At 47.0% G+C, this 15,998-nt stretch carries 11 protein-coding genes; 5 read left to right on the plus strand and 6 right to left on the minus strand.

The window, feature by feature from the left end:
* Positions 1–3,176 (minus strand): DUF4347 domain-containing protein (locus QUB66_RS12645; RefSeq protein ID WP_332971238.1); only part of this gene is annotated, 3,176 nt, incomplete at its 3' end.
* A 493-nt stretch (positions 3,177–3,669) separates the two neighbouring features.
* On the opposite strand from QUB66_RS12645, the gene QUB66_RS12650 reads away from it, so the two are divergent.
* The gene (locus QUB66_RS12650; RefSeq protein WP_332971239.1) at positions 3,670–3,882 is read left to right on the plus strand and encodes a hypothetical protein; all 213 of its coding nucleotides are present in this window, start codon (positions 3,670–3,672) and stop codon (positions 3,880–3,882) included.
* A gap of 240 nt (positions 3,883–4,122) precedes the next feature.
* Here QUB66_RS12650 and QUB66_RS12655 read toward each other — a convergent pair whose 3' ends face one another.
* From QUB66_RS12655 to QUB66_RS12665, 3 genes are all read right to left on the minus strand, one after another.
* Positions 4,123–6,219, minus strand: coding sequence for a prolyl oligopeptidase family serine peptidase (locus QUB66_RS12655; protein WP_332968161.1), 2,097 nt, complete (start codon positions 6,217–6,219; stop codon positions 4,123–4,125).
* Between the two features lie 168 nt (positions 6,220–6,387).
* The gene (gene recR, locus QUB66_RS12660; RefSeq protein WP_332968159.1) at positions 6,388–6,981 is read right to left on the minus strand and encodes a recombination mediator RecR; all 594 of its coding nucleotides are present in this window, start codon (positions 6,979–6,981) and stop codon (positions 6,388–6,390) included.
* Positions 6,982–7,199: 218 nt separating this feature from the next.
* On the minus strand, positions 7,200–7,568 hold the full coding sequence (locus QUB66_RS12665) for a translation initiation factor (RefSeq protein ID WP_332968157.1): 369 nt from the start codon (positions 7,566–7,568) through the stop codon (positions 7,200–7,202).
* Between the two features lie 383 nt (positions 7,569–7,951).
* Here QUB66_RS12665 and trpB point away from each other — a divergent pair, with 383 nt between their 5' ends.
* The 3 genes from trpB to QUB66_RS12680 all read left to right on the plus strand — a co-directional run bounded on the left by trpB (position 7,952) and on the right by QUB66_RS12680 (position 10,541).
* Positions 7,952–9,193, plus strand: coding sequence for a tryptophan synthase subunit beta (trpB, locus tag QUB66_RS12670; RefSeq protein WP_332968156.1), 1,242 nt, complete (start codon positions 7,952–7,954; stop codon positions 9,191–9,193).
* Between the two features lie 160 nt (positions 9,194–9,353).
* The gene (locus tag QUB66_RS12675) at positions 9,354–9,767 is read left to right on the plus strand and encodes a CAP domain-containing protein (RefSeq protein ID WP_332968155.1); all 414 of its coding nucleotides are present in this window, start codon (positions 9,354–9,356) and stop codon (positions 9,765–9,767) included.
* Positions 9,768–9,902: 135 nt separating this feature from the next.
* Positions 9,903–10,541 (plus strand): ribonuclease D, encoded by a 639-nt coding sequence (locus QUB66_RS12680; protein WP_332968153.1) that lies wholly within the window; start codon positions 9,903–9,905, stop codon positions 10,539–10,541.
* Between the two features lie 165 nt (positions 10,542–10,706).
* Here the strand turns inward: QUB66_RS12680 and QUB66_RS12685 are convergent, their stop codons facing one another.
* Together QUB66_RS12685 and QUB66_RS12690 are read right to left on the minus strand one after the other, a co-directional pair.
* A complete protein-coding gene (locus tag QUB66_RS12685) occupies positions 10,707–11,798 on the minus strand; it encodes a hypothetical protein (protein ID WP_332968152.1) in 1,092 nt (363 codons plus the stop codon).
* 606 nt (positions 11,799–12,404) lie between these two features.
* A complete protein-coding gene (locus QUB66_RS12690; RefSeq protein WP_265238940.1) occupies positions 12,405–13,532 on the minus strand; it encodes a HetZ-related protein 2 in 1,128 nt (375 codons plus the stop codon).
* A 217-nt stretch (positions 13,533–13,749) separates the two neighbouring features.
* Here QUB66_RS12690 and glyS point away from each other — a divergent pair, with 217 nt between their 5' ends.
* Entirely contained in the window at positions 13,750–15,933 is a 2,184-nt protein-coding gene (gene glyS, locus QUB66_RS12695) for a glycine--tRNA ligase subunit beta (protein WP_332968151.1), read from the plus strand.
* Positions 15,934–15,998: the final 65 nt, after the last annotated feature.

Below are 15,998 nucleotides of genomic sequence, written 5' to 3' on the forward strand. Positions count from 1 at the left end.
TGTGCCGGTGTCAAAACTTGACCTGGTGTCACGGCTACTCCGCCGTTGGCTGGATCTCCTAAAAACAGGATTCCTTGGGCGGATGGCGGCAGGGTGTTGATGGTGTAAGAGGCGATCGACCCATCGGGGTCATTTCCTCCTAATCCCGCAACCGGCGCGCTGCTGTTTGGCCCTACCGTGAGGTTAGTAGGTGTCGCGGATGGCGGTTGGTTTGGTGTCAGAGTCGTGGTGACACTCGCACCGGGTGCAGTACCGTCATTGTTGCCGGGAGTCGGGTCAGGGGTAGAGGACTGACTCTTGGCGGTGTTGCTGACGCTGCCGGATGCAGGTGCGATGAAGCGGATGCTGCGCCTGACGCTCTGTGTGTTGGTTAAAGTGACAAGGGGGAAGGTGACGATACCTGTAATGCTATCGTAGGTACCGCTGTCGGAGATGCTGACTCCTGTTAAGCCGGGAATGATGCTGTCGGTAATTGTGACGTTATCTGCTGTGCTCGGCCCGTTGTTTTGGGTAACGATGTCATAACTCACTATCGAGCCTGGTGCACTGTTGAGAGTACCGCTTTTGGTGGTAATCACATCGGCACTGGGTGTCAGAATCGTGGTGACACTCGCACCTGTTGCAGTACCGTCATTGTTGCCGGGAGTCGGGTCAGGGGTAGAGGAGTTACTCTTGGCGGTGTTGCTGACGCTGCCGGATGCAGGTGCGATGAAGCGGATGCTGCGCCTGACGCTCTGTGTGTTGGTTAAAGTGACAAGGGGGAAGGTGACGATACCTGTAATGCTATCGTAGGTACCGCTGTCGGAGATGCTGACTCCTGTTAAGCCGGGAATGATGCTGTCGGTAATTGTGATGTTATCTGCTGTGCTCGGCCCGTTGTTTTGGGTAACGATGTCATAACTCACTGTTCCGCCCGCTGTACTGTTGAGAGTACCGCTTTTGGTGGTAATCACATCGGCACTCGGAGTCAGAGTCGTGATGACACTCGCACCGGGTGCAGTACCGTCATTGTTGCCGGGAGTCGGGTCAGGGGTAGAGGAGTTACTCTTGGCGGTGTTGCTGACGCTGCCGGATGCAGGTGCGATGAAGCGGATGCTGCGCCTGACGCTCTGTGTGTTGGTTAAAGTGACAAGGGGGAAGGTGACGATACCTGTAATGCTATCGTAGGTACCGCTGTCGGAGATGCTGACTCCTGTTAAGCCGGGAATGATGCTGTCGGTAATTGTGACGTTATCTGCTGTGCTCGGCCCGTTGTTTTGGGTAACGATGTCATAACTCACTATCGAGCCTGGTGCACTGTTGAGAGTACCGCTTTTGGTGGTAACGACATCGGCAAAAGGGGTAATAGTAGTTAGGGCTTGAGAAATGGGTTGGGAACTATTGTTGTTAGCTTTATTAGGGTCGAAAGTGCTGGAGGTGCTATAGGCAGTGTTAGTTAAAATAGTCCCTGGTGTTGCGGGAACTGTTGCGGTGATGGTGCGGACTTCGCTATCACCGTTAAGGATCGGAATCGCCGGCCAGATGACATTCCTGGTAACAGAGTCGTATGTGCCACCGTTGTCAGCGCTGACGAAAGTTAAGCCTGCAGGCAGTGGATCTTGAATCAGGACGCTTTCGGCGCTGTTTGGCCCGTTATTTGTGGAGGTGATTGTGTAGATAATGTTGCTGCTGGGTATGGCGTACAGCGGGCCTTTTTTAACAATGGAAACGTCGGCTTGGAGTGTAGGCTCATCTATACTTTCGACGAGGATATTGTTGACTTCGTGAATGTTTGTACTTCCTCCTGTGGCAGCAGCAAAGCCAAATTTAAAAGTAGATGGAACTATTCCGTTTATCGTCGATAAATCTGCGATCTCGATCAGTATTTCGCCCGGATCAAAAGTACCGTTCTGGTCCAAGTCTAAGGCAACTGTCAGACGGTTAGGTGCTATTGTCGAAGTCGGAGGTAATAGGGTAATTTGGACGCTTCTTTTAGTATTAGGATCGGTGCGATTGGTGGCATTTTCATTATCTATGCCAATGGGAACGGAAGCGTTAGTTATAAAACTATAGGTTCTGCTTTCGCTGCCTCTAATTCCTATTGAATCTTTTGTAATTCCGGGACCACCTACACGCCCGAAAGTAGCTCGTGCTGGTGGGAGGGGTTGCTCCTCGGAAAAATTGCCAAACTCGTCTAATCCTATACCTAAGTAACCTCCTGAAATACCCTCTGAGTTCAGAGCAGGAGTGAGACTATTATTGCTAGCATAGCCGAGAGATCCGCCAAAGCCTCCGGCTTTTGTTGGCGTTGCTGTTCCGTTAATCAGGAAAAAACTAAGGCCATCGGCACCCTCGGTGCTCGTACCTTTGTTATACGAAAATAAATCAAAGGTAACTCTCAGACCCCCTGTCGCAGAGATGGGGTTGTTGTAGAGAACATAAGCTGATTGGTTATTCGCGTTTGATGTTAATCTCAAAGCTCCACCGCCTGCTGGATCGTTATTTCCTAAACTGGGAATAACACCGGAATTGGCGGCACCTGCGGTTAAACCTGGTTGAGTGGAAGTACCAGCAATTCCATATATCCAAGGCCCGACTACTGTTGAGTTTTTAAAGTCTTCAGATACTAAGGTAGCTAGGACTGATGTGTAGTTTTCTAGGACTTCTTTTTCAAAGGCTAGTTCGGCATTGATTTGTCCTGTGGTAATTTCTAATTTCCAGTCGCCTCCTAGTGCTGCGCTTCCAGTTGGGTTTTGGGATGCTGCAATATTTGCTCCGGTGAATTCCTTAATTTTTTGTATGAATTTTAGGCCGGCTTCGCCTGCGGCTATGTTGCAGCCGTAAAGTAGAATGCTGGCGGATTTGCTGAGGGCTTTTCCCCACTGCTGCAATTGGTTGCTGTAGGTTTCTAGGTTGTCAATATTCAGTTCTGTAGAGCCGATCGCGATTGCTGCTTCTCGGCCGTGAGAAACTATGTGTAGGCTGTTGATGTTTTGACGATGACGCAAAATTTCGGTGATTTGGTCGATCGCCTCCCTGGTTTGACTGAGTACAAATACTTCCGTTCCTGCTTTGATCCCACCGATCAATTGCCGGTAGTTTTCTACTCTGGAGTCAACCACCACTAGAGATTTTTTGGCTTCAGGCTCTGCTTGAGAGCTGGTTCCTGCAAAAAAAAAGTTGTTTTTAGTGACCATATTTTTAGATTTGGGTATTTTGACGGCTGACATATGCGACATTTTGGGGATCATTTTCATGATCCGTTGATTTACTTATCCGTTCTAACCTACCCCTTTAAAAAAAATCGATCAACAACAAAATATAAATTCTTAATAAATTTTATTAAACCAAAAAATCAATACTTACGTGTGTTTTGTTGAGTTTAAATTTTTAGACCAAATTGGACGGGGAATGCTATGGCACCGAAGCTAGCGCCTAATGACTACTCAACACAAAGCTTTGATGTGGAAAGGTTTTCAGGATTTTACAGCTATAGTTAAGTCTTGTTTTTTTGAGCGTAGACAGTGCCATAAAATTGAAAGCGCGATCGCCCGCCATACAAAATCCGGCTTGAATACCCCTTTTATTTTTTAGTCTCTCTGGACTCGAACCCCGGTTTATGCAAGATCGGTTTCAAGCATTAAGTTTTATAAAAGGGGGTTCTTAACCCGGATTAAATATTACTTACGCATGGCTAAAAAAGGCAGTAATGTAGGTGACGCGAGCGTACTTAGTGCGGATAAAAGTATTACTTATTACCGAGGCTTTACCGTAAATCCACTGAAAAATATGTTTTTGAGAATTGGAAAGTTTTTAATTTTAGATTCGATTTACTCCTGTTTCCAGCTTGACATTGCCGCTAAACTAACTGAAAAAAGCATTCTCAAAAAAATGTCAGAATGACCGCTAAAACATACAAAAATTAATATTAAGAAAAATCATGATTTGTGGGGTTGACAATTTTTCTTGATTTATGTTATGTGATAGCTGGTTTCTGCTGCGAACAGCGGTGAAATATCGCAGGATTGGGGGCAAAAATTAGACGAATAATTGCATAAATCTTTGATGAATGCGTCAACCGCAGATTTAAGCCAGATCAACGCAGATGCAACGCAGATACATTCACCCCCAATCCCGCGCTAGTTAAACGTTAATATCGAGTTCGCGCACCAAAAAAGCCCATTCATCTGCCAATTCTTCAATAACTTTAGCGGTAGGTTTGCCACCCCCATGTCCCGCTTTAGTTTCGATCCGAATTAACACTGGCTTTTCTCCCACGTGAGTTGCTTGCAAAGCCGAAGCAAACTTAAAACTGTGCGCCGGAACCACTCTGTCGTCATGATCCGCAGTTGTAATCATTGTCGCCGGATAAGCCGTTCCCGCTTTCAGATTGTGCAGCGGAGAATAGCCGTGAATGGTAGGAAATTCTGCCGGATTGTCCGCCGAACCATATTCAGGAACCCAGGCATGACCAATGGTAAATTTGTGGAAGCGCAACATATCCAGGACACCGACAGCCGGCAACGCTGCACCGAACAATTCCGGCCGCTGAGTCATGCAAGCCCCCACCAATAAACCGCCATTGCTACCACCTGCGATCGCCAATTTAGCCGGTTTGGTATACTTATTTTCGATCAACCATTCAGCAGCGCTGATAAAGTCATCAAAAACATTTTGCTTGTTCAACTTAGTGCCAGCTTGGTGCCAGGATTCGCCGTACTCGCCGCCACCGCGCAAACAGGCTGTCACATAAACTCCGCCCATCTCCACCCACACCACCCTGCTAAGAGAAAAACTTGGAGTCAGCGAGATACTAAAACCACCATAACCGTACAGATAAGTGGGGTTGTTACCATCTAGCTGCAAGCCTTTTTTGTGCGTGATAAACATCGGTACTTGCGTACCGTCTTTGCTGGGATAAAATACTTGTTTTGTCTCGTAATCCTCTGGATTGAAATCAACCTTTGGCTGCCGATAAATCGTACTTTCATCCGTCAGCATATTGTAGCGATAGATTGTATTCGGAGTCGTGAAGCTGGTGTAAGCATAAAAGCTTTCCGTGTCCTGCCGCTTGCCGCCCAATCCTCCCGCCGAACCGATTCCCGGTAAAGCAATATCTCGCACAAAAGAGCCGTCTAGGTTGAATATTTTAATCTGAGTGTAGGCGTCTTTCAGGTAGGAAGCAATAAATTGATTATTTAGGATGCCAATGCCTGCGAGGGTTTCGGCTGCTTCCGGGATAATTTCTGTGAATTGACCTTGACTGTCAGCGCCAGCGAGAGATGATGGTGGTGGGTTGTTGGTGTCGATCGCAATTACGCGGCCCAGCGGTGCATTCAAGTCCGTTTGAAACCAGAACAATGAGCCTTCGTTATCAATGAAACTGTACTCAGCCTCGAATTTGTTAATGAGTTCGACAATGCTTGATTCCGGTGCGGTTAAATCCTTGTAAAAAATTAGGTTTTGCGGGTTAGTGCCGAGCCAAACTGATACAATCAAATACTTGCCGTCTTCCGTAACGCCGCCGCTAAATCCCCATTCTTTTTCGTCAGGGCGATCGCAAATTAATACATCTTCAGATTGCGGAGTGCCGAGCTTGTGGTAGAATAGCTTTTGATAATAGTTAACGTCTTCGTGTTTAGTTTTTTCGTTTGGTTCATCGTAGCGGCTGTAAAAAAAACCTTTACCGTCTTGAGTCCAGGATGCTCCTGAAAATTTAAGCCACTTTAAATGGTCTGATAAATCTTCCCCTGTTTCGACATTGCGAACTTTCCATTCTTGCCAATCGGAGCCAGAAGTTGACAAACCGTAGGCCATGAGTTTGCCGTCTTCAGTGATAGCTATGCCACCGAGAGCGACGGTTCCATCTTCCGAAAAAGTGTTGGGGTCAAGTAATACTTTTGGTTCGCCGTCGAGAGATGGTAAAGTATAGAGTACGGATTGATTTTGCAGACCGTCATTTTTGTAGTAGAAATAGCGATCGCCCTCTTTGAAAGGTATGCCGTATTTCTCGTAATCCCAGAGTTTAGTCAGTCGCTGTTTAATCTTTTCCCGCGCCGGAATTTGGCTGAGGTAGCCGAAGGTGACTTGGTTTTGAGCTTCCACCCAGGCTTGGGTTTCCTCTGAGTCGGGGTCTTCGAGCCACCTGTAGGGGTCGGATACTTGGACGCCGTGGTAATCGTCTGTTTGGTCGATTTTGCGGGTTGTGGGGTAGCTTAAAGGGCGATCGAATTTGGTCATATTTTTTCACTGTCAGTAACTTTGCTTAGTTTAACCTTTTTTGCAAACTTGCGATTGCGAACCTGAATAAAGCGATCGCACTTCCTTCTCTCCCATCTTCCTTCGTGTCCTTTGCGTCTTCGCGGTTCGTTTCTCTAACTTTTCAACTCAGCGATTGCCCGTTTTAAACTAATCCAATTCCCTCCTTCCTTCCAAAGCGCGAGCCAAAGTTACCTCATCCGCATATTCCAAATCTCCCCCCATCGGCAAACCAAAAGCTATCCGAGTAACCTTGGTAAAAGGTTTCAATAAATGACCGATATAAAGAGTAGTAGTTTCGCCTTCCACGCTAGGACTAATCGCAATAATTACTTCACTAATTTTTTGCTGGCTGACGCGCCGCACTAACGGTTGAATGTTCAATTGTTCCGGGCCAATTCCATCCATCGGCGAGATAACGCCGCCGACAACGTGATATTTACCGATGTATTCCCTGGTTTTTTCTAGGGCGATTACGTCGCGGGATTCTGACACTACACAAATGGTAGAACTGTCGCGGTTTGTGTTGCGGCAGATGTCGCAAACAGGTTCAGCGGATAAGTGAAAGCATACCTTACAAAAACCCACTTGTTTTTTGGCATCAATCATAGATTGAGCTAGGGCTTGCACGTCTTCTTCGGGTCGCTTTAAAATATGCAAAGCGAGTCGCTGTGCTGTTTTTGGCCCGACTCCTGGTAAGCGCTGCAATTGTTCGATTAAACGGGCTAAGGGTCGAGTGTACATGAAGTTCAGTTGACAGTTGACAGTTGACAGTTGATGGCGACCTCTACCAAGAAGGAAGAGGATTGGAGTAATGAATAGTCTGATTTTAATTTCTCGCCTTTAGGGGTTCCGGCTTTAAACTAATTTAACCTGATTACAAATTAAGACATGGTAATTGGTAATTGGTAATTAACAACTGACCATTGACTACTGACTGCTGACTACTGACTGCTGACTAATTAGCCTCCGCTAATCTTAGCTTTGTAGCCCATTTTTTTAAGGATTTCGGCAATCTTTTGTTTGTGTTCGCCTTGAATTTCAATTTCGTTGTCTTTAACTGTACCACCTGTGCCACATTGGGCTTTTAGCTGCTTGGCTAAATCTGCTAAAATTTCAGGTTTTCCCTGAAATCCACTGATGACTGTAACTGTTTTGCCGCCGCGTCCTTTTCGGGATGCTTCTACTTTCAGAGTTTGTTGATTTGGGGCAACTTCTGGGGTTCCTCGTTGCATGGCGGCTGAGTTGTCAGTGTTGCCAAACTCGGAGTAAACAATTCGTTTGCCGTCGGTTGTTTTGTTGTCTGAATCTTGGCGTTTGGATGCTGCCATATGTTATAATCCCTGAAATTTTTTTACGGGTATTTCTAGTTTGAGCGGATTGGGGTAAGGTTGCGATCGCTATGAATGCGCTCTCATCTTCTACTTATTGTATTAGCCCGTCAGTCGATTGGAGATTTGAGATCTACTCCATAGATGAATCTGGAAGCTTGAAATTTAGTTTCAAGTCTAAAATTTTTGGTTCTCCGCGACGATTTTCGGGGGCTGGTCTCTGTTTTTTGACGAGTCAAGGGTTGAAGGAATTATAATGAAATTTGTTCGATCGGCTCATCGTGCGCGATCGACTTTGGTACGATCGACTTTGGTGCGATCGACACGCCAGCCTCTAGCTTACCTGCGAATCTAAAAATCTAAAATCTAAAATCTAAAATCCTATGACTGTCACCCCCCTGCGCCTCACCACAGAAACCACCGCCCAACGCCCCGACTCCCTCGGCAGATTCGGCAAATTCGGCGGTAAATATGTGCCAGAAACCCTGATGCCGGCTTTATTCGAGCTAGAAGCAGCTTTTCACAAATACCGAAAAGATCCGGAATTTCAAGAGCAACTCCAAGGATTGCTCAAAGATTATGTCGGCCGCCCCAGCCCTTTGTATTTTGCCGAACGCCTCACAGATCACTACGCTAAAGCAGACGGAACTGGCCCGCAAATTTATCTCAAACGCGAAGATTTAAACCATACTGGAGCTCACAAAATTAACAACGCTTTAGCTCAAGCATTGTTAGCAAAACGCATGGGGAAACAGCGGGTAATTGCTGAAACTGGTGCTGGTCAACACGGTGTTGCTACTGCCACAGTTTGCGCTCGTTTCGGTTTGGACTGCGTTGTCTACATGGGCGTTCAGGACATGGAAAGACAGGCTTTAAATGTGTTTAGAATGCGCTTGATGGGGGCCGAAGTGCGGCCGGTGGCGGCGGGTACGGGAACGCTGAAAGATGCGACTTCCGAAGCGATTCGCGATTGGGTGACAAATGTTGAAACTACTCATTACATTCTCGGTTCCGTAGCGGGGCCGCATCCTTACCCGATGATGGTGCGCGATTTCCATGCGGTAATCGGTCAAGAAACGCGGGTTCAGTGTCAGGAAAAGTGGGGTGGTTTGCCGGATATTTTATTAGCTTGCGTCGGTGGCGGTTCTAATGCAATGGGTCTTTTCCACGAGTTTGTCGGGGAAGAAACTATTAGATTGATCGGTATTGAAGCGGCGGGCGAAGGTGTGGATACGGACAAACACGCTGCTACTTTGACTAAGGGAACTGTGGGTGTTCTGCACGGGGCGATGAGTTATTTGCTGCAAGATAATGAAGGTCAAGTGATTGAGCCACATTCGATTAGTGCTGGTTTGGATTATCCGGGCGTGGGGCCGGAACACAGTTATTTGAAGGATGCGGGACGGGCTGAATATTACAGTGTCACCGATCAGCAAGCTTTGGATGCTTTTCAGCGACTTTCGCAGTTGGAGGGGATTATTCCGGCTTTGGAAACTGCTCACGCGATCGCCTATTTGGAGACTCTGTGCCCGCAATTAACGGGGAGTCCGCGCATTGTGCTTAACTGTTCGGGACGCGGTGACAAAGACGTGAACACTGTGGCGAAGGTTCTGAATCTAGTTTAGCGGAATTTTGGGCGATCGCTCTGTAGGAATCGGTAACAATTAACTTTATTTGTCATTCAAGTTCATGTCCAAAGCTTTGGTTTTGATTTCTTTAGGATTGTTGACAATTCTGCCTAATTGTGGTCAGTCCTTTTCTGCGCGATCGCTCCCACAAGATTCTATGAATACTAATGTTGCTTTGACGAGTTCGCTAGCTGACTTAGAAAAAGCTGTTAACCAACAGATAAATCTATACCGAGCATCGAAAAAGTTGCCGCCGCTGACTGTCGATCCGCGAATTAGTCAGATTGCCAGAATTCACAGCGAAAATATGGCGAGTGGGAAAGTTAAATTTAGTCACGATGGATTTGAGGGGCGGGCGAAAGCAATTACTGTTCCCTATCAAAGTGTGGCTGAAAATGTCGCTTACAACATGGGCTACAACGATCCGGTACGCAATGCTGTTGAAGGTTGGATCAAAAGTGATGGCCACCGCAAGAATATCGAGAGTCAATTTAATTTGACTGGTATTGGGATTGCGAAAAATGCTAAAGGGGAGTATTATTTTACTCAGCTTTTTGTCCGCAGTAGATAGTTGACAGTTGACAGTTGACAGTTGACAGTTGACAGTTGACAGTTGGCAGCATACAGGTTGACCTGGCACAGCAAACAGTTGACAACTGTCAATGTTAATCTAAAATCTAGTCAATGTTAATCTAAAATCTAAATAATGGAATTTCCAGATTTTCAAGTGTGCGATGGCGATATTTCCGATGCTCTGTTATCTTATTATTTGACTGCGGAGGCGATCGCGGTTGATACAGAAACAATGGGTTTGCTACCGTGGCGCGATCGCTTGTGTTTGGTGCAGTTGTGCGATCCTGAAGGTAAAGTGGCGGTGGTGCGGATTGCGAAAGGCCAGACTGCGGCACCAAATTTGAAAAAGCTCATGGAAGTCCCGAATATTGAGAAAGTATTTCACTTTGCCCGCTTCGATATGGCAACAATGCGCTACAATTTAAGTATTGACATTGCACCTGTTTTTTGCACGAAAATAGCCAGCAAGCTAGCCAGAACTTACACTAACAGACACGGACTTAAAGAGTTAATCCAAGAGTTGGAAAAAGTAGAACTCAACAAGACTTCTCAAAGTTCGGATTGGGGAAATTCTCAGCATCTTTCAGATGACCAACTTAACTACGCCGCGAACGATGTCCGCTATTTGCTGAGCGCTAAACAAAAGTTGACGGCTATGTTGCAGCGAGAGGAACGCTGGGAAGTTGCACAGCAATGTTTTCAGTGTTTGCCTGTTTTTGTAACTTTGGATTTGTTGCAGTACGATAAGATTTTTGAACACGGGCAATCTTAGGTGCGATCGCACAACCGCACTCACATAGGTTCGTAGTGAGGACTTTAGTCCTTCTTCAGATTTGGCTCAGGAAGGACTAAAGTCCTCACTACGAACCTAATTATTATTTATTTGACGCGGCTAGATTTGAGTTAAAGAAAATTAAAAATTTAGCGCTATTTCTAATTAAGGTTCCTGGTGATTGTGTTCGTGCATCAAAGCTTCAAGTTGGCCGTCAACATTTCTGACAACTTGTTCCAAAGCGGGTAAACCTTCCAAAGGTAAAGGAGAAAGCCGAGTTCGATCGCGAATTTGATTCACTTTCCGCTGCAATTCTTGGGCCAGTTGCAGTGCATCCCGACTCAAATTAGACAACTGCTGCTGCTGGTAAAACCTCAAAGCTGCTCCCCGCAATACTTGCAGCGTGGCTTCTTCCTTGCCGCCCACGGCCATTACTCGCAAGCGCAACAGCAAATGAGTTTTTCCATAGATGCGTTCTACTTCGACTTGTTTGGGATGTTCCACCGGCGAAACAGGCATATCTGTCAGCCGCTTCAACTCGTCGATGACTTCTTGGAACAGGACAGGATCGATCCCTTCGAGGATCGATTTCAAAACGCCGTCTTGACTCCAAAGAATGCGGCCTTGCGAGGGCCGCTCAAAAAACAGCCTACCGATACCGTCTAGCAGCACTCTACCGAGCAATTCTTGCAGCAGTTGGGGCGCGGGCAAAGTTGCCAAAACTTCGACGGGGCTTGACAAGTACAATGCCTCGACATCCAAAACCGGCACCTCTGCTGGTGTCGGGTAAACTTCAGCGCTTGCTGGTTTGATTGCTGCGGAGGTCGCTTGAAACCGATCGCTAGCGGGAATGGAAGGTTCGGGGAAAGACACCGGGGTTTTTGCTTCGGATGCGGAATTTGCTGGTGCGGGATTTTTTGGTGTTGGGGCTGCTGCGGTTTTTATCGGGCTGGGTTCTTTGACTTGGTTCCCGTGGAGCAAGTAAGCTGAGAGCATCGAGCGTTGAGTTTCCGAGGAAATTTGCTCGGTTGTGACTGAGCAATTCATGTAAGCTAAAATCCGCTGCACGTAGTCCAAGGCGGAGTCATCTTGAGCATCCACTACGCCCAATTTAAATAGATTGCCTTCTAGAGATAAAGGCAAAACTTGATAATAAAGGCAAGCTTCAAAGGGGACAACTGTGTCGATTAGTTGAAATATTCGATCGGAGTCCATGTCCATTGTCGCCGCCAAGTCTGTTGAAGATGTATGTACCATTAGCTGCTCTTTAGTCGGAAGCACGATCGATCGCGCCACAACAACCTGATTGATATAATTAAACGCTGCAACTTCCCTGACGGAGACATTCGTCTAAAAACCGGAAGCTTCGATCAAATAAAAATCCTCAGTCTCAGAATTTTTTCCCTTCTGTGTTGCCGTTTCAATATCTACTGAAAGATTTACAGTTAGATGATGACTTGCGCGCTGATGGCGAACACTCGATCGATCGCGATCGATTGAGCGGCTGACAACGACAGAACGATCTCATTAATTCGCAAGTATTGCATCTGCACCACAATCGATGACTTGCGAGCAACGGCTAAATTGAGGATTTGTTAAAAAATCCTGACAAATCGATCGCGCTGCTCATATTTTACCCCACAGAGTTCGCGGCGAGGCTAACGATCGAGATATCCTTAGGCCGGGCTGCGATATCCCGATCGATCTTACCTAATTCGTCGATCGCGCCAATGGCGATCGGCGAATTTTCCAGGAAAAAAATCGCAGGACTCTGTAGCTATTCGGGAATTGATTAGTAGCACGCATTCTGCAAAATCCTACTGTCAATTAAGAATTAGCAATTGCCCGCAACCAATGGCCGATCTAGTCGTTACGGAGGGATTGAGCGGCTAAATAGAGTTTACTCCACTCGCCGATGACTTGATTGGTTTTTAACTTTAATTCAGATGCGATCGCCTCTACACTTTTCCCTGCCTTCAGCGATTCGACCAACTGCCGCTGCACCGGCGTGAGGTTTTGTAAATATTGCTGCCACTGGGCGGGAGTCAAGCCCAAATTGTGTTCTTTGAGCGAAGTTTCCAGCCAGCTAGCGACTAATTCCGGTGCTTGTTTGACCGCAAAAACGCGGATTGCGTGGTAGCTTACTTTTTCCCGCAAGCGGTAAATTTGCTTGATTGGAACATTCAAATCCTCAGCAATTGCCTCTTGGGAACGGCCTTGTAGGTAAAGCCGGAGCCAGCGGGAAGCCAGCGGATCGACTTCAGCCGTCAAGTAATTCTCAAATTCTTGTTGGACAATCTGCCGCTGAGCTTGCCGATCTTCCCAAGCTTGATTTTCTCGATACTCGGACATCGCCTGGGCGTCTAGCAGGCTGAGCGGTTCCTCTGTATCGTCGGGTAGAATCTGTTCCGACACCAGCCGCACCCAATCTCCCGCCGGGACTTGCGTTAACCCGCCCCGCTGGGAACGCCGCAGGTAGTTGACAAAGCGGTAAACCAGCAGCGGTTGGTTGCGAATTGGCCGCAAACAGTATTCTTCTGTACTCGCTAGTAGCAAAGCATTTCGCAGGCGTTTGTCTGTTGTGCATTCGGCAATCCAGGCGACTTGCTGCTGGAGGTAGCGATCGGAATTCAGCATTTCCTGAATCACTTCTTGCAGTACCTCCACCGCACTCCGCTGTCTGTCGCGACTCAGGGAAACCCACGCTTGGATTTTTTGCCGGAGCACCACCAAACCGCCCAGCCGCCCGATCAAGTTGCGGTAAGCTCTTTCTGGCGCGACTCCCAGATACCGCTGCTGTAAAATTCGATATAAAAAGTCGATCGCCCCGGAGGCGACGTTAAATTGAGTCGGAGCAAGAGTGTCAAATCTTTCTGGCTTGTCTCCCAACAGCCAGCGGACAACACTCTCGCGAGTGCTAGAACTCTCCTGCGGGCAATCTTGTTCGAGTCGAGACTTCCAATCTTGTGCTAGTCTTTCCGCCAAGGTCATGGGCTGTTGAGCTATTGTCTTTCACCCCGATTTTACGTGGTATGCTGATCATTTGAGTCTTTTTTGGATCTAATTAGATTTGCGTATCGGTAAAATAGTTCCATTGCGCGATCGGCGATCGCCATTCCAGGCTCTTTTTCACTGCCGATCCATAACTTTTGTAACGATCGAACGGGCAGATTAATTGCCCATTGACAAAAACACCTAACTCTGTTATATGCCTAACTTTTTATTAGAACTCGGTACCGAAGAATTGCCCGCATCTTTTGTCGCAGGCAGCGCCCAGCAGTGGCAGCACCTCATACCTGCAACTCTCGCAGAACAATCTTTGACAAATGACTCAATTAATGTATACGCTACTCCAAGGCGTTTGGCAGTTCTGATCAAAGGATTGCCAATCAAGCAATTAGACAGAACAGAAGACGTAAAAGGGCCGCCCGCAAGTTCGGCTTTTAAAGATGGGAAACCGACAAAAGCAGCCGAAGGTTTTGCCAAAAAACAAGGCGTAGAAATTGATGCTTTGGAAGTTCGCGCTACCGATAAAGGCGATTTTGTGTTTGTGCTCAAACAGATTCCGGGGCGGATGACAGCGGATATTTTGACTGAACTTGTACCGCAGTGGATTAATAAGTTAGAAGGTAAAAGATTTATGCGGTGGGCTGACGGAGATTTGAAGTTTCCGCGCCCAATTCGATCGATCGCAGCACTGTTAGATGATACTGTACTGCCGATCGCCCTGGTGAGCGGTTCGGATACAGTTAAGAGCGATCGCATTTCCCAAGGACATCGAGTGTTACATACCCCCCCTACACCCCCCCTTGGCAAGGGGGGGACGGGGGGGGTCTCGATTCGACAAGCCGAGGATTATGTCGAGTGTCTGCGGGCTGCTTGCGTGGAAGTCGATCGCACCCAACGCAAAATCCAAATAAAAGCACAAGTAGAAGCCGCAGCGACAAAACAAAGCGGTTATGCAGACATCACCGAAGATTTGTTAGAAGAAGTCACCGACTTAGTAGAATGGCCGAACGCAGTTATCGGCAACTTTGACGAAGAATTCTTGATGTTGCCGCCGGAAGTAATCACCACAATTATTGTTACCAACCAGCGCTATTTCCCAATCCTGAAAAGCCCAGATTATCCCGAACTTTTGCCATACTTCATTACAATTTCCAACGGCGATCCAGCAAAATCGGCGATTATTGCCGCCGGTAACGAGCGAGTTGTGCGGGCGAGATTAGCAGACGGTCAGTTTTTCTACAAAGCAGACTTGGCCAAGCCTCTAGAGGATTATTTGCCAAAGTTGGAGACAGTCACTTTCCAGGAAGATTTGGGTACAGTGCGGGAAAAGGTCGATCGGCTGTGCAAGATTGCCAACCTCATCACCAAGCAACTGCAAATAACAGATGAAGAACAAGCTTACATAGAAAGAGCAGCCTTACTTTGCAAAGCCGACCTCGTTACCCAAATGGTTTACGAACTTCCCGAAATGCAAGGAATCATGGGGCAGAAATACGCCTTAGCCTGCGGCGAACCGGAATCAGTAGCAACAGCAATTTTCGAGCATTATTTGCCCAAAGCCGCCGGAGGCAATTTACCGCAAACTCTCACAGGTCAAGTTGTCGCAATCGCCGACAAATTAGATACATTAGTCAGCATCTTCGGCTTGGGAATGCTGCCAACTGGTTCCTCCGATCCCTTTGCTTTGCGTCGCGCCGCCAATGCCATAACTAACATTATTTGGGCGGCTCAGTTGCCCATCAATTTGCACCAACTACTTGCAGAAGTTGTCGCCGAATTTACCGCAGCGCGCCCCCAAACATCGGCGGAGTTGCTATCGCAGTTATACGAGTTTTTCCTGCAAAGAATTCGGACTTTGTTGCAAGAAGAAAAAAATGTAGATTACGATTTAGTGAATGCAGTTTTGGGAGAAAACGACCCAGAATATACTGAACGAGCTTTGAGAGATTTGTTGGACGCGCTGGAAAGAGCGCTTTTCCTGCAACAAATCCGCAATGACAAGACTTTGGATCGAATTTACGAAACAGTTAATCGTTCAACTCGTTTGGCGGCTCAAGGCGATTTGGATAAAGTACAATTGGAACCGAAAACTGCGGTGAAACCAGAGTTATTTCAAAAGTCGTCAGAACAAGCTTTTTACGATGCAGTGGTGCAGTTGGTGCCGCAAACGCTGCTATCGAAGCAAACCCGCAATTATCAGCTATTGGTAGATAGTTTGACTGAAATTGCTCCGGCTGTGAGCAGCTTTTTTGACGGCCCTGAAAGTGTTTTAGTGATGGATTCCGACCCAGAAATTAAGCGCAATCGCTTGAATTTGCTGGGTTTGCTGCGGAATCACGCGCGGGTGTTGGCTGACTTTGGGGCGATCGTCAATCGATTTTAGATTTTAGATTTTAGATTACCGCCAAAGGTTTTGATGTAATATCAAATCCATTAGCATAGGAAACA

This window comes from Microcoleus sp. A2-C3 (assembly GCF_036706065.1).
Lineage (GTDB): Bacteria > Cyanobacteriota > Cyanobacteriia > Cyanobacteriales > Microcoleaceae > Microcoleus.

Excerpts from the sequence above, each read along its gene's own strand:
- QUB66_RS12650 (WP_332971239.1), top strand. The coding sequence starts at position 3,670 with ATGGCTAAAAAAGGCAGTAATGTAGGTGACGCGAGCGTACTTAGTGCG.
- QUB66_RS12675 (WP_332968155.1), top strand. The coding sequence starts at position 9,354 with ATGAATACTAATGTTGCTTTGACGAGTTCGCTAGCTGACTTAGAAAAA.
- glyS (WP_332968151.1), top strand. The coding sequence starts at position 13,750 with ATGCCTAACTTTTTATTAGAACTCGGTACCGAAGAATTGCCCGCATCT.
- QUB66_RS12690 (WP_265238940.1), bottom strand. The coding sequence starts at position 13,532 with ATGACCTTGGCGGAAAGACTAGCACAAGATTGGAAGTCTCGACTCGAA.
- QUB66_RS12665 (WP_332968157.1), bottom strand. The coding sequence starts at position 7,568 with ATGGCAGCATCCAAACGCCAAGATTCAGACAACAAAACAACCGACGGC.
- QUB66_RS12655 (WP_332968161.1), bottom strand. The coding sequence starts at position 6,219 with ATGACCAAATTCGATCGCCCTTTAAGCTACCCCACAACCCGCAAAATC.
- QUB66_RS12680 (WP_332968153.1), top strand. The coding sequence starts at position 9,903 with ATGGAATTTCCAGATTTTCAAGTGTGCGATGGCGATATTTCCGATGCT.
- trpB (WP_332968156.1), top strand. The coding sequence starts at position 7,952 with ATGACTGTCACCCCCCTGCGCCTCACCACAGAAACCACCGCCCAACGC.
- recR (WP_332968159.1), bottom strand. The coding sequence starts at position 6,981 with ATGTACACTCGACCCTTAGCCCGTTTAATCGAACAATTGCAGCGCTTA.
- QUB66_RS12685 (WP_332968152.1), bottom strand. The coding sequence starts at position 11,798 with ATGGTACATACATCTTCAACAGACTTGGCGGCGACAATGGACATGGAC.